The sequence below is a fragment of the Vreelandella azerica genome, from assembly GCF_013112225.1.
Classification (GTDB): Bacteria; Pseudomonadota; Gammaproteobacteria; order Pseudomonadales; family Halomonadaceae; genus Vreelandella; species Vreelandella azerica.
In genome coordinates, this window is sequence record NZ_JABFHI010000004.1 from 128423 (window position 1) to 141842 (window position 13420).

The window sequence follows — 13420 nt, forward strand, 5'->3', positions numbered from 1 at the left end:
CCAATGGCAAGCTTTATTCATCTTCCTGGGCACGCGGCAAGACCAGATTCAGCACTATCCCTACAATCGCCGCCAAGCTAACGCCCTGCAAGGTGAACTGGCCGCCCCCAAACTGCATGCCACCGATCCCGAAGACCAGAATCAATGACACCACCACCAGGTTACGAGGCGCCGTCAACGATTGCCCTGCCCTGACCAGGGTATTCATCCCTACCACGGCAATTGAGCCAAACAGCAGTGTCATGATACCGCCCATCACAGGCGCGGGGATGGTCTGCAGCAAGGCCCCCAGCTTACCAATAAAGGCCAGCAGAATAGCGATGATAGCGGCAATGATCATATACATCGGATTGAATGCGCGGGTCAGGGTGACCGCACCCGTCACTTCTGAGTAGGTGGTGTTAGGCGGGCCACCAAACAGGGCAGCCACTGTGGTTGCCAGGCCATCCCCTAACAGGGTGCGATGCAAACCGGGGGTTTCCAGATAGTTTTTACGCGTCACCGAGCCAATCGCGACCATATCACCAATATGTTCAACGGCAGGGGCAATGGCTACCGGGATCATGAACAGAATCGCAGCCCAATGAAAGCTTGGCGCGGTAAAATTGGGCAGAGATAGCCAACTTGACGAGGTCACCGGCGAAAAGTCCACGACCCCCATGATCAGCGCCAGCACATAACCACTGATAATACCGCCCATAATCGGCACCAGGCGGAGTAGCCCGCGGCCAAATACCGCCAAAATCAGGGTGATCAAAAGGCTGGTCATGGAAAGGAAAATGGCCGCACCATAATCAATATTATCGCTGTTTTCACCGGTTGCCATACTGACCGCCACCGGCGCAAGCGCCAGGCCGATTACCATGATCACAGGCCCCACGACGACCGGTGGCAGCAAACGATGCAGCCAGGCGGTACCCTTCAAGCGCACGACCTGAGAAATCACCACATAGACCAGCCCCGCTGCCATCAAGCCGCCCAGGGTGGCCGAGACGCCAAAGCTGGCAATCGAGCCCTGAATAGGGGCGATAAAGGCAAACGAAGACGCCAGAAAGACCGGCAAAGTCTGACGGGTGACCGCATGAACACCAGGGTGCCAGCCCCTGCGGTAAACAAGGCAACACTTGGGTCAAGCCCCGTCAGTAGCGGTACCAGTACCAAGGCACCAAAAGCCACAAACAGCATCTGTGCGCCCGTCAGTATTAGCTTAGGCCATGAATCGGATTGTGCGGTTGTGGTGGTATCACTCACAAGCTGCCTCCATTGAATGGGTGGGTATTTGACGCCCCTGAACCGCTAGCGGTCTCACGACAGTCACTCAAAAAAATGCCCCCAACGCCTATAGCGTAAGGGGCAGGAGATCAAGGGTTGTTCAACGCGTCCCGAAGATCTTGTCACCGGCATCCCCGAGACCGGGGACGATATAGCCGTTTTCATCCAGCCGTTCATCCACCGAGGCGGTGTAGATCTCGATATCCGGGTAAGATTCCTGAACACGCGCAATCCCTTCCGGTGCCGCCACCAGGACAATCACCTTCATCTGCTCGCAGCCGCGCTCACGCAGCATATCAAGGGTGGCCACCATGGAGCCTCCAGTAGCCAGCATGGGGTCGATCACAATGGCCATACGCTCTTCGATATCATTGGCGAACTTGGCAAAGTAAGGTACAGGCTGAAGCGTTTCTTCATCGCGATAGAGGCCAACCACGCTCACCCTGGCACTGGGAATCAGGTCAGTAACGCCTTCCAGCATACCCAGGCCAGCACGCAGAATAGGCACAACCGTGACTTTCTTGCCCTTTAGGCGGCGCGTCATGATCGCTTGGCCATTCCAGCCCTGAATTTCGTGGTCTTCAAGCTCCAGTCCCTGGGTTGCTTCATAGGTCAGCAGCTTGGCCACTTCACCCGCCAGTTCCCGAAAGCTTTTGGTGCTGAGATCCATCTCGCGCATAAGGCCCAGCTTATGCTGGACCAGTGGGTGATTTATGGCATGTACGCTCATGGAACTTCCTCGCGGCGGTTAGACGGAATAACGACGTTCGTCGACTCGACAAACGCGTAAAATTGCGCAGCATTCTACTCTCAACGAACGCCCAGGTTAAGGGGTAGTCGGTAATTGCCAGTCAATCGGTTCACGCCCCTGAGCGACCAGAAAGGCATTCGCCTGGGAAAAATGCCGAGTACCGAAAAAACCACGATGCGCTGACAGCGGCGAAGGGTGTGGGGCTTCGAGAATCAGATGACGCTGCTGGTCAATCAGCGCCTTTTTCTGACGCGCATGACTACCCCACAGCATGAAAACACAAGGTGGCGCCTGCTGGCTGACAGCCTCGATGGCCCTGTCAGTAAAGGCCTCCCAGCCTTTGCCTCGGTGAGAAGCCGCATTGCCCTGCTCAACGGTCAAGGCCGTATTTAGTAACAGCACGCCCTGGCGGGCCCAACTCTCCAGGCAACCGTGGCGCACCGGCTGAAAACCAGTATCACTGGCCAGCTCCTTGTAGATATTGGCAAGCGAAGGCGGCACCGGCACACCGGGCTGAACAGAAAAGCACAGCCCATGGGCCTGATTGGGCCCGTGGTAAGGGTCCTGCCCCAGTATCACTACCTTGACATTGCTCAGCGGCGTCAACTCGAAGGCACGAAACCAATCAGATGAATGCGGGTAAATCACCTTTCTAGCGGCTTTTTCAGCGGCCAGAAACTGCTTGAGTGAGTGCATATAATCAGCCTGGAATTCGGCGCCCAATGCTTCTGCCCACTCACCTGATAATGGATTTGCCATACCTGCCCTCGTTCATGCCCTTCAAGTAGCAGCCTCTTGCAGCTGCGCCCATGCTGGTTGAGTCCGTTTACTTCTTGACCTGATCCACCAGCGGCTCAACGTAGGCCACACCCATATCCCAGGGGAACTGGATCCAGCACTGCTGGCCCACTTCGGTCAGATACTGATCAACCAGCGGTTTGCCTTCCGGTTTGGCATAGATCGTCACAAAATGCGCCTTGGGCAGCATTTCCCTGACGGCTCGGGCGGTCTTGCCGGTATCCACCAGGTCATCCACCAAAAGCCAGCCATCACCGTCATGGTCAACGCCTTTAAGCACGTCAAGCTGGCTCTGCTCCATATGATCGTAGCTTCTGATACAGACCGTATCGATCAGTCGCACATTCAACTCACGGGCAATCAGCGCCGCCGGAATCAACCCGCCTCGGGTAATGGCGATAATCCCTTTGAAATCCCGCGCCACCAACTGATGGCAGAGCTCACGCACATCGCGGTGTAGCTGATCCCAGGAGACCGTAAAATGTTGACGATAACGATGACTACTCATAAAAGGTGTTACTCGCTTTCATTAAAGGAACATACCGCGAACACACCAAAACCGGCATCGCGAATTTTCTGGGAACCGCCCAGTTCAGGCAGATCAATAATCGTTGCCGTTTCAACCACCTGCCCACCGCAGCGCTGAATCAGGTTGGCAGCGGCCAGCATGGTGCCGCCTGTGGCAATCAGATCATCCATGAGCAGAATGCGGTCGTCCTTATAAAAGGCATCCGCATGCAGTTCCACTTCAGAATGGCCGTACCCAGCGTATAAGTTTCACTGATTGTCTTGAAAGGCAGCTTGCCCTTTTTGCGCACGGGCACAAAGCTGCAGCCCAACTCGTAGGCCAGCGGCGCGCCGATGATAAAGCCACGTGCATCAATGGACGCAATCGCATCAAGGTTCATTTCCTGATAGCGGTGAACAAAGCTATCAATCAACTTGCGAAATGCCGCGCTGTTCTGCAACAACGGCGTAATATCGCGGAAATTCACCCCGGGCTCGGGCCAGTCAGGAACCGTGCGGATAACGGACTTGATATAATCGCCGTAGATGCTCATTGCGTCTCTCATTGGTTCATCAAAGATGGAGGATTAATCCAGGAACAGGAACTTGGCTACAAACAGCAGCGCCAGCACAATAACGGCCGGATTCAGGTCTTTAAAACGGCCTGACAGGGTCTTGATCGCCACAAAGCTGATAAAACCCAGCGCAATGCCTTCTGCAATCGAAAAAGTCAGCGGCATCGCCAGTGCTGCAATCAGCACAGGGGCAGCCTCAGTCGGGTCATCCCAGTCGGCATGTGCCAGACTACCGGCCATCAATACTGCCACATACAGCAGTGCGCCCGCGGTGGCATAGGCTGGAATAGAGCCCGCCAGTGGCGCAAAAACAGGCTGACCAGAAACAGAATCGCGACCACGACCGCGGTAAGACCAGTACGCCCGCCTGAGGCAATCCCGGCGGTGGATTCGATATAGCTGGTGGTGGTCGAGGTACCCAGAGCAGCACCGGCCATGGAGGCAGTGCTGTCGGCCATCATGGCGCGCCCGATGCGCGGCAGCTTGCCATTTTCGTCAAGGAGTTTACCGCGCTGTGCCACGCCTACCAGCGTGCCAGACGTATCAAACAGGTCAACAAACAGGAAGGCAAAAATGACGCTGAGCATGGCCACATCCAGAGCGCCCATTATATCCATCTGCATCAGGGTTGGCGCAATGGAAGGCGGCATGGACATCAGGCCACCGTATTCATTGTGGCCCAGCAGGATGGCGACGACTGTCACACCCAGAATGCCAATCATCACCGCGCCGGTCACCTTAAGATAGGCCAAGGCAGTAATCACAAAAAAGCCGACCAGGGCATAAATGGCGGCCGGCTCAGTCAAGTCGCCCAGAGCTACATAGGTGGCCGGGTTAGACACAACGATACCGGCATTTTTCAGTGCAATCATGGCCAGAAACAGACCAATACCCGCCGCAATACCCAGGCGTAAAGAAAGCGGAATCGAATTGATGATCCATTCACGTACCTTGAAGATACTCAGCAGGAAAAAGCAGAAACCGGAAAGGAAGACCGCACCCAACGCTGCTTCCCAGGTGTAGCCCATTCCAAGCACAACACCGTAGGTAAAGAAGGCATTCAGGCCCATACCTGGCGCCTGGGCAATCGGGTAGTTGGCCCAGATACCCATCACCAGACAACCAATGGCCGCTGCCAGACAGGTGGCTACGAAGACTGCTCCGTAATCCATCCCGGCTTCAGACAGGATACTGGGGTTAACGAAAATAATGTAGGCCATGGTCAGGAAGGTGGTAACTCCTGCAATAACCTCTGTTTTTATATTTGTCTTATGTTCTGTCAGCTTGAAGTGCTTATCCAGAAAGTTCATGAGTATGGTTACCCTTGGTGCAAACGCAGCGGCGTCAGAGTGCAAGAAAAGCCGCATATATTACCGAAAGGCCAGCATTCATGCGAGCCTTAAGGCAATGAGCAGCCAACATGAAACCGCAGCACAAGGCGGCGGCGTCCAAACAGACTTAGCCTGCAATATCGAGGCCACGTGTACTCAACATACGTTCAACGGTTTCAACGATGACCTGGGTTTGCGGGTCAATCTCGATATTGACGTTATCCCCCAACTGACGGTCACCCAGGCTTGTACGTGCCAGTGTTTCCGGAATCAGGTTCACGCAAAACGCCAACGACTGGCTCTCCTTGTCATGCCTCACTTCTCCCACTGTCAAACTGATGCCATCAACGCCGATGTAACCTTTTTCAAACACAAAGCGGCCGATTTCTGCTGGCAGGTTAAACCACAGGCGCCGATTATTGGGCGCTTCTTCAATCGCGCTCAGGGTTGCCATGCAAATAACATGGCCCGACATGGAGTGACCGCCGATTTCATCACCAAAGCGCGCAGCGCGCTCGATATTGACACGCGACCCTTCACTGACTGCACCAAGATTGGTCAAGCGCAGGGTTTCGCGCATCAGATCAAAGCTCACACGGTCATCGTCAATGGCGGTGACCGTCAAGCAAACGCCATTATGAGCAACGGAAGCGCCGGTGGTCAGCCCTTCGCGCATTTCAGCCGACATCTTTATAACGTGTGTCCTGAATTGTTCCAGCTCTTTGACGGCCACAACTTCAGCTGTGCCCTGAACGATACCGGTAAACATAAAGTCCTCTATTAAAGTACGGTCGGATAAATATCCACAATGAAAGAAAGGCGTCATGATAACGCTGTTATTGTGCCATTTTTAACTATCAGGCACCCAATAGATGTACGGCTGTATAACATCAGCACAACCATTATCGACACCCTTTTCCTTGATATGACGATTCAGGCAGTAGCTTCCGAGCAGGCCATTGAGCCCGCTTGAAACACCCCACTTTAGCCTTTTCAACAGAGAATCACCTGCAGTAGAAACATTAAACCAAAAATTAATATCAAATAAGCAATACAGTATAAAAATCCCACCATGGCGTTTGACAACCTATCAGCTTCATCTTAGACTTTTTGCCTAATCGAAATGACGCCGATTTGTACCCAGATTGCGGGCGTCCATCGTGAGACATCACGGTGAAGTGCAGCTAAAAGGGTGTGTCCAGCGTTGATGGCCACCCATCAGGGTGGTCTTTTTTGCCCCCACCCTACGCTCGCCGCCCCCGCATGTTTCCATATCGGCTTACTGAATCTGGCCCGCAGTTTTCACTTGCGGCCAACCTCAAGGTAACGCCATGATCGAGCTCAACAACGTCAGTAAAACCTACACCAATGGCAGCCAAGTCGTTCACGCTCTGAAAAACGCTAACCTGCATATCCCCAAGGGTGCCATTCACGGGGTCATTGGCCTGTCCGGCGCCGGCAAATCCACATTGATCCGCTGCGTCAACCTGCTGGAGCGCCCAACCGAGGGCAGCGTGATGGTTGATGGCCAGGATATCACTCGCCTTAGTGCTGCTCAGCTGAACCAGGCGCGTCATCGCATCGGCATGATCTTTCAACACTTCAACCTGCTAACGACTCGCAATGTCTTCGATAATGTTGCCTTCCCTCTGGAGCTGACGGGACAGTCTAAACAGGCTATCAAGGAGCGCGTTGAACCCTTGCTGAAGCTGGTGGGCCTGGCTGACAAGGCCAGCCAGTTTCCCGCCCAGCTTTCGGGCGGCCAAAAGCAGCGGGTGGCGATTGCTCGCGCTCTGGCCAATGAGCCCGCTGTGCTGCTCTGTGACGAGGCCACCTCAGCGCTGGACCCCCAGACCACGACCTCGATTCTGGAACTGTTGCGCGATATCAACCAGACGCTGGGTATCACCATCTTGCTGATCACCCACGAGATGGAAGTTGTCAAATCCATCTGCCACCGGGTCAGCCTGATTTCTGCAGGCGAGCTGGTGGAAGACGCTGAAGTCGGCGACTTTTTTACCGCCCCGCGCACCCAGCTAGGGCGAGACTTCCTCAATGATTTTCTTCAGCTTACCCCGCCCAAGGAGTTGGTTGAGCGCCTACAGTCCTCCCCTGGCGAGCGTACTCACCCAGTGGTACGTCTGACGTTTTCCGGCGATGCGGTGTCTACACCGCTGATTTCCCGCCTGGCCAGAGAATGCGGTGTTGATGTCAGCATTCTGCAGGCCAAGGTGGAGTCAATCCAGGAGCGCACTCTCGGGCTGATGATAGCGGAACTGCTGGGCGATGCGCAGCAGACCCGTCAGGCAATCACCTATCTTGAATCTCACCAACTTAACGTGGAGGTGCTTGGCCATGTCCAGCGCAATGATTGATCTTATTTTCCAGGCCACCCTGGACACCCTCTACATGGTCGCCATCTCAGGGTTTATCGCCACTCTGCTCGGTGTGCCGCTGGGCGTCTTGCTGTATGTCACCCGACCACGCCAGATTCTGGCCCGGCCGCTGCTTAACCAGGTATTGGGAATCATCACCAATATTGGCCGCTCGATTCCGTTCATCATTCTGATGGTGGCGATTACCCCCTTCACGCGTATGCTGGTAGGCACCTCCATTGGCATCAATGCGGCCGCTGTACCGCTTACCATTGCCGCCATCCCGTTTGTTGCTCGCCTGGTAGAGGGAGCACTGAATGAACTGTCACCTGGCCTGGTAGAAGCCGCTCAGGCCATGGGCGCAACGCCCTGGCAGATTATCTGCAAGGTGCTTTTGCCCGAAGCCCGAGGTGGCATTATCACCGCACTGACCGTCACCCTAGTAACGCTGGTCAGCTACTCAGCCATGGCGGGGCTGTTGGCGGCGGCGGCTTGGGCGATCTGGGGATTCGCTACGGCTATAACCGTTTCATGCCGGAAATCATGCTGGTCACCGTCATTATACTGGTGGTTATGGTGCAGGGCTTCCAAAGCCTGGGCGACTACCTGGTACGTAAAAGCGACCGTAAATAACCTGGATGCATATAGTCTATTTTATTGATAACCAAAAATTATTAAAAATAGCTTCTTTATGCTTTAATATCACGCTAACTCAATACTATTCGTGAGGAAAAACACCATGAAAACACTTGCCATCAGCAGTTTAACCGCTCTGGCACTATCCATTAATACTGCAGCCGCCGATGACCACAGCATCAAGGTCGGCACTGTCGCCGGGCCTGAAACCGATGTTATGGAAGTGGCAGTGCGTATTGCGGAGGAAGAATTCGGTCTTGATATCGAGATCATCGAATTTACTGACTACGTAACCCCCAACGCAGCCTTGGCCGATGGCAGCCTGGATGCCAATGCTTTTCAGCACGAGCCCTACCTGCAGTCAATGATCAATGACCGCGGTTACGATCTGGCGATTGCTGGCCGCACCTTCGTCTACCCGATTGGCGCCTACTCCGAGAAGTACACAGATATCGCCGATCTGCCTGACGGCGCCCAGATTGCCCTGCCTAATGACCCTTCCAATGAAGGCCGTGCCCTGATTTTGATGCACAATGAAGGCCTGATCACCCTGGAAGATCCCACTTTCCTTGAAGCCACACCGCTGGATATTGCCGAGAACCCGCGCAACTTCCGCTTCCGGGAAATCGAAGCTGCCCAGTTACCCCGAGTATTGCCTGATGTGGATATGGCGTTCATCAATAATACCTTTGCCCAGCCTGCCGGGCTGACATTGGGTGACGCCCTGATCAAGGAAGGCCCTGAGTCTCCCTACGTCAACTTGATCGCCGTGCGTGCCGGTGATGAAGAGCGTGAAGACATTCGCCAACTGGTAGATGCCTACCAGCGTGAAGAAGTCATCGAAAAAGCCGATGAGCTGTTCAAGGGTGCCGCCGTGCCTGGCTGGATTGAATAAACGCCAGCCGTATTAAATACTAAACACATCATAGCGACATCAGGTCAGCATCATTGCTGGCCTGATGTGCTTTTACACCGAGGAAAATTACCCGCATGCCTCAGATTGACTATCTCCTGCTCAACCGACAGCTGGAAGCTTTGCTTGATACCCGCGACTGGCTGACCAACAGCGCCCAGCTCTGCGCCTTTGTCTTTCATGAAGTGCCCAGCCTTAACTGGGTGGGCTTTTATCTGCAGCGAATGCCAGAGATGCTCAGCCTGGGGCCTTTTCAGGGCAAACCCGCCTGTCACCCGATTCCTTTCAGCAAAGGCGTTTGCGGAGCAGCAGCTCGCCAGCAAAGTACCCAGCGCGTTGATGATGTTCACGCTATTGCCGACCATATTGCCTGTGATGCCGATTCACGCTCGGAACTGGTCATCCCTGTGGCAATTGATGGTCAGCTGTGGGGCGTCTTCGACCTGGACAGCCCCATGCCAGCACGCTTCAGCGAGGAAGACCAGAACGGCATTGAGCGTTTGATTGCGACCTTTCTCCGCCAGACGGATCTGCCCGTATTTTTAGAGCACTAGTTCTGTGTCATAAAACTGCTGGCCACAAAAAAGCCCCGAGCATGATGCCCAGGGCTTTTTTATGGAATTTGTATCAGCCTGATAAAAAGGCATGAAATGGTAGGACCAGGCGGATTTGAACCGCCGACCTCCACGATGTCAACGTGGCGCTCTAACCAACTGAGCTATGGTCCTGAAACAAGTCAATATTTGCGAAAAGTTGCAGTAAAGCTGGTAGGACCAGGCGGATTTGAACCGCCGACCTCCACGATGTCAACGTGGCGCTCTAACCAACTGAGCTATGGTCCTGCTGCTGTGCAACGGATGCGTATTTTACGGCTTTATTGCTGAAAGGCAAGTCATTTTTGTTCAAGAACACAGGCATGGTACTGACAGGAAGTGTTTCAGCATAAAATCGACACTTATCCAGCCAAGGCGCTAAGATAACTCAAACCTTCACGCTTAGGATAAGGAGATCACCTTTGGCCGGACTTCTGCTGGGAAGCATATCGCTACTTCTGCTGCTGGCAACGCTGGTTGCCTACATTCGCGTTCACTGGTGGTGGATACGTGCCTTTGAGTTTCCCCGCCTGCAGTTTGCTCTGCTTGCTCTGTCATGCGCCTTGGCCAGCCTATGGTTAGTGGAGCCTGGGCTTTGGCGCACCACTTCAGTCACCTTGTCACTTGCCAGCGCCATTCTCCAATTCAGCCACATTCTGCCCTGGACGCCCTTATGGCCAGTGCAGGTGAAAAGATCCGCCCAAGAGGCACCTGAAAAACGCAAGGTGACGCTATTCATTGCCAATGTGTTAACGCCCAATCGTCAATCTCAGGCGCTGGTTGACATGATCGTCCGGCATCAGCCCGACATTGTGCTGACGCTGGAATCTAACGACTGGTGGCAGACCCAGCTCGACAAGGCGCTGGATAAAGACTGGCCATACTCTGTCAAGATTCCGCTGGATAACCTTTACGGCATGCATCTTTATTCCAGGCTAAAGTTGGAAAATACTGAAGTCCGGTGGCTTATTCAGGACGATATACCGTCTATCCATACTCAGTTGGTACTGGCAAGCGGTGATATTGTGCAGTTTTATGCCGTCCACCCCAGGCCTCCCGCCCCCAACGAAAGTGAGAAATCGCTATGGCGGGACGCAGAGCTTTTATGGATAGGAAAAGAGATTCATCGCCATGGGCAAGCAAGCATCGTTGCCGGAGACCTCAACGATGTTGCCTGGTCACGCACAACACGGCTGTTCTGTCGGGTCGGCAACATGCTCGACCCACGCCGTGGGCGCGGCATGTTCAGCACCTTCCATGCTCACTATCCTGTGCTGCGCTGGCCGCTTGACCATGTGTTTATCAGTGAGCATTTCACCCTCGTAAAAATGCAGCGTCTGGAGAATTTCGGCTCTGATCACTTTCCGATTCTGACTACCTTGTGCTACTGCCCTTCGCGCCAGGCTGAGAATGAAGAGCCTGACGCCAACGGTGAAGAACATCTGGAAGCCCACCAGACCATCCAACAAGGCAAACAGGAAGAACAGCAGACCTGACCTTCTTTTTCTCTTGTCTATCCGCTGTTTGTGGCTTTCTAACCCTCTTCGCCTGCCGCTATTCAGGCACCCCGCCATGGGTCAGTACAACAGGATCCAGCAGGCGCTCAAGGGTGGCTCGGTCCAGGTCGGTTTCCTCTTCGGCCACATCAATGATCGGCCGCCCAGCCTGATAGGCTTTCTTGGCAACGGCTGCCGCTGCGTTATAGCCAATGACACCATTCAAGGCGGTCACCAGAATCGGATTACGCGCCAAAGGGCCTTGCAGGTTATCTTCACGCACCTTGAAAGTGGCAATTGCCCGCTCACCCAATAGCCTGGCGGTATTACTCATTAGGGTAATTGAGGTCAACAGGTTATAAGCCACCAGTGGAAGCATCACATTCAGCTGGAAATTGCCACTTTGCCCGGCCACGCTGATGGCCGTATCCAGGCCGATCACCTGGGCCGCAGCCTGGGCGGCAGACTCGGGAATCACCGGGTTAACCTTGCCTGGCATAATCGAGCTGCCGGGCTGCAGTGCCTCCAGCTCAATTTCCCCAAGGCCTGCCAGTGGGCCGGAATTCATCCAGCGCAGGTCATTGGCAATTTTCATCACCACACAGGCAAAACCTTTCAGCTGCCCGGAAAGTTCCACCGCCGCATCCTGGGAGGCCAGACTGGCAAAAAAGCTGTTGTTAGGCACCAGCGTAAGCCCTGTCTGCTGACTCAGATCCTTGGCCATCAATTCGGCAAAGCCTTCAGGGGCGTTGATTCCCGTGCCCACTGCGGTACCGCCCTGGGCCAGCCGGCATAAACGCTGCATGGCACTATCAAAACGCTCAATGGCCTGCCCTACCTGGCTCGACCAGGCGCCAAGCTCCTGATCCATGCGCAGCGGCATAGCGTCCATCAGGTGCGTGCGCCCAGTTTTCACCACCTGCGCAAGTTCTTCTGCACGACGATCAATGGTTGCCTGCAGGTTCACCAGAGCAGGCCGCAGTGATTGCGTGACGGCAATCGCCGCTGAGAGGTGGATCGCGGTAGGAATCACATCATTGCTTGACTGCCCCATATTGACATGGTCGTTGGGCGTCACTTCGACTCCCTCACGGCAGGCCAACCGGGCCAGCACTTCGTTAACGTTCATATTGGTTGACGTGCCGGAGCCGGTCTGAAAAACATCAATAGGAAAGTGGTCATCATGCTGGCCATCGATAACTGCCTGGGCGGCCTTTTCAATCGCCTCGGCCCGAGGTTGATCAAGCAGACCCAACTGGCCGTTAGTGCGCGCCGCTGCCAGCTTTATACGTGCCACAGCGTGAATAAACGCACAGGGCATGGGCGTATTCGAGACCTGGAAATTATTGATGGCCCGCTGAGTCTGCGCGCCGTAAAGCGCCTCTTCCGGCACTTCCAGCGCTCCCATGCTGTCTCGTTCGGTACGCATCGTCATGTCTACCTCCTCGTCTCAGCTTTCAGTAGTACATTCCGTCAATATTATTTTTCATTAACAATCATCCTGTACGATGATTCAACCTGAAGGCAAGGGTGCGCACCCACACGTCCTGAAACATCGGTTGAGAGACGTCAGCGACTGCCCCTTCTTTACCCGCCAACGCGCCATCACACAAATAATGTTGCAATGCACAAAAAAGACGCTCTATACTGCAACGCAACATGCAGCAAAACGCATCCATTATCCATTTGTCTTCACGACTTAATGTAATACCAATACCCTCGGAGGGTTTATCATGCGCACTATCAACACTAACGAAATGACTCAGCAGTTTGACAACATGTTTATGGCTCCGGCTCGCGCCTTCGCCGCTCTGAACGTCGATTTCGCTGAAAAAATGTTCAACGCCCAGCTCGATGCCAGCAAAGCTTACGTCGACACCAGCATGGCACAGGTTCGCAGCCTGATGAACGTTAAAGATGCCGAAGGCCTGCGTTCTTATATGGAAGGCCAGCAGAATGTAGCCAAAGAACTGGCTGAGCGCGTTAAAGGCGATGCTGACAAGGTTGTTGCCCTGCAGCAGGATTTCATGCAGCAGAGCCAGAAGCTGACTGAAGAAAACGTCAAGCAAGCCCAGGAAACAGCCACCAAGATGAGCAAAACTGCTTAATGGTCTGTTCCGCTGGCTAGCTGTTAGCTAGCACCAAGGCTGACACTGGGCCTCAGTGACAGCCT

At 54.2% G+C, this 13420-nt stretch carries 10 protein-coding genes, 2 tRNA genes and 4 pseudogenes; 6 read left to right on the forward strand and 10 right to left on the reverse strand.

The window, feature by feature from the left end; all coding sequences use genetic code 11:
• Nucleotides 1–13: 13 nt before the first annotated feature.
• The 7 genes and pseudogenes from HLB35_RS10690 to HLB35_RS10720 form a co-directional block, all read right to left on the reverse strand.
• A pseudogene (locus HLB35_RS10690) lies at nucleotides 14–1185 on the reverse strand (uracil-xanthine permease family protein).
• A 187-nt stretch (nucleotides 1186–1372) separates the two neighbouring features.
• Nucleotides 1373–2002 carry a uracil phosphoribosyltransferase gene (gene upp / locus HLB35_RS10695; protein WP_171702569.1) on the reverse strand — a complete coding sequence of 210 codons (630 nt, stop codon included), beginning with the start codon at nucleotides 2000–2002 and terminating at the stop codon, nucleotides 1373–1375.
• A 96-nt stretch (nucleotides 2003–2098) separates the two neighbouring features.
• Nucleotides 2099–2782, reverse strand: a complete 684-nt coding sequence (gene ung, locus HLB35_RS10700; RefSeq protein WP_171702570.1) for a uracil-DNA glycosylase — start codon at nucleotides 2780–2782, stop codon at nucleotides 2099–2101.
• 67 nt (nucleotides 2783–2849) lie between these two features.
• Complete coding sequence (gpt, locus tag HLB35_RS10705) at nucleotides 2850–3329, reverse strand: xanthine phosphoribosyltransferase (RefSeq protein ID WP_171702571.1); 480 nt, start codon at nucleotides 3327–3329, stop codon at nucleotides 2850–2852.
• A gap of 8 nt (nucleotides 3330–3337) precedes the next feature.
• Nucleotides 3338–3882: pseudogene (locus tag HLB35_RS10710) on the reverse strand (adenine phosphoribosyltransferase).
• A gap of 33 nt (nucleotides 3883–3915) precedes the next feature.
• Nucleotides 3916–5213, reverse strand: a pseudogene (locus HLB35_RS10715) (NCS2 family permease).
• A gap of 148 nt (nucleotides 5214–5361) precedes the next feature.
• Nucleotides 5362–6003: a riboflavin synthase subunit alpha gene (locus HLB35_RS10720; RefSeq protein ID WP_171702572.1), complete on the reverse strand. Its 642-nt coding sequence runs from the start codon at nucleotides 6001–6003 to the stop codon at nucleotides 5362–5364.
• Nucleotides 6004–6565: 562 nt separating this feature from the next.
• Here HLB35_RS10720 and HLB35_RS10725 point away from each other — a divergent pair.
• From HLB35_RS10725 to HLB35_RS10740, 4 genes and pseudogenes are all read left to right on the forward strand, one after another.
• Nucleotides 6566–7609 carry a methionine ABC transporter ATP-binding protein gene (locus HLB35_RS10725; RefSeq protein ID WP_171702573.1) on the forward strand — a complete coding sequence of 348 codons (1044 nt, stop codon included), beginning with the start codon at nucleotides 6566–6568 and terminating at the stop codon, nucleotides 7607–7609.
• Nucleotides 7590–8242, forward strand: a pseudogene (locus HLB35_RS10730) (methionine ABC transporter permease). The gene HLB35_RS10725 and the pseudogene HLB35_RS10730 overlap by 20 nt, the downstream one beginning before the upstream one ends.
• Nucleotides 8243–8348: 106 nt before the next feature.
• A complete protein-coding gene (locus tag HLB35_RS10735) occupies nucleotides 8349–9140 on the forward strand; it encodes a MetQ/NlpA family ABC transporter substrate-binding protein (RefSeq protein ID WP_171702574.1) in 792 nt (263 codons plus the stop codon).
• A 95-nt stretch (nucleotides 9141–9235) separates the two neighbouring features.
• Entirely contained in the window at nucleotides 9236–9712 is a 477-nt protein-coding gene (locus HLB35_RS10740; protein WP_171702575.1) for a GAF domain-containing protein, read from the forward strand.
• A 97-nt stretch (nucleotides 9713–9809) separates the two neighbouring features.
• Here the strand turns inward: HLB35_RS10740 and HLB35_RS10745 are convergent.
• Both HLB35_RS10745 and HLB35_RS10750 read right to left on the reverse strand, forming a co-directional pair.
• Nucleotides 9810–9886, reverse strand: a tRNA-Val gene (locus HLB35_RS10745).
• Between the two features lie 37 nt (nucleotides 9887–9923).
• A tRNA-Val gene (locus HLB35_RS10750) sits at nucleotides 9924–10000 on the reverse strand.
• 173 nt (nucleotides 10001–10173) lie between these two features.
• Between HLB35_RS10750 and HLB35_RS10755 the strand changes: the two genes are divergently transcribed.
• Nucleotides 10174–11247, forward strand: a complete 1074-nt coding sequence (locus HLB35_RS10755; RefSeq protein WP_171702576.1) for an endonuclease/exonuclease/phosphatase family protein — start codon at nucleotides 10174–10176, stop codon at nucleotides 11245–11247.
• A gap of 58 nt (nucleotides 11248–11305) precedes the next feature.
• Here HLB35_RS10755 and HLB35_RS10760 read toward each other — a convergent pair whose 3' ends face one another.
• Nucleotides 11306–12682, reverse strand: a complete 1377-nt coding sequence (locus HLB35_RS10760; protein ID WP_171702577.1) for a class II fumarate hydratase — start codon at nucleotides 12680–12682, stop codon at nucleotides 11306–11308.
• Between the two features lie 298 nt (nucleotides 12683–12980).
• On the opposite strand from HLB35_RS10760, the gene HLB35_RS10765 reads away from it, so the two are divergent.
• Nucleotides 12981–13355, forward strand: a complete 375-nt coding sequence (locus HLB35_RS10765; RefSeq protein ID WP_171702578.1) for a phasin family protein — start codon at nucleotides 12981–12983, stop codon at nucleotides 13353–13355.
• The last annotated feature ends 65 nt before the right edge of the window (nucleotides 13356–13420 follow it).

What these genes read in the sequence shown, in the direction of transcription:
- HLB35_RS10760 (WP_171702577.1), bottom strand. Translation starts at nt 12,682, where the DNA reads ATGACGATGCGTACCGAACGAGACAGCATGGGAGCGCTGGAAGTGCCG.
- HLB35_RS10740 (WP_171702575.1), top strand. Translation starts at nt 9,236, where the DNA reads ATGCCTCAGATTGACTATCTCCTGCTCAACCGACAGCTGGAAGCTTTG.
- ung (WP_171702570.1), bottom strand. Translation starts at nt 2,782, where the DNA reads ATGGCAAATCCATTATCAGGTGAGTGGGCAGAAGCATTGGGCGCCGAA.
- HLB35_RS10720 (WP_171702572.1), bottom strand. Translation starts at nt 6,003, where the DNA reads ATGTTTACCGGTATCGTTCAGGGCACAGCTGAAGTTGTGGCCGTCAAA.
- HLB35_RS10725 (WP_171702573.1), top strand. Translation starts at nt 6,566, where the DNA reads ATGATCGAGCTCAACAACGTCAGTAAAACCTACACCAATGGCAGCCAA.
- gpt (WP_171702571.1), bottom strand. Translation starts at nt 3,329, where the DNA reads ATGAGTAGTCATCGTTATCGTCAACATTTTACGGTCTCCTGGGATCAG.
- HLB35_RS10735 (WP_171702574.1), top strand. Translation starts at nt 8,349, where the DNA reads ATGAAAACACTTGCCATCAGCAGTTTAACCGCTCTGGCACTATCCATT.
- upp (WP_171702569.1), bottom strand. Translation starts at nt 2,002, where the DNA reads ATGAGCGTACATGCCATAAATCACCCACTGGTCCAGCATAAGCTGGGC.
- HLB35_RS10765 (WP_171702578.1), top strand. Translation starts at nt 12,981, where the DNA reads ATGCGCACTATCAACACTAACGAAATGACTCAGCAGTTTGACAACATG.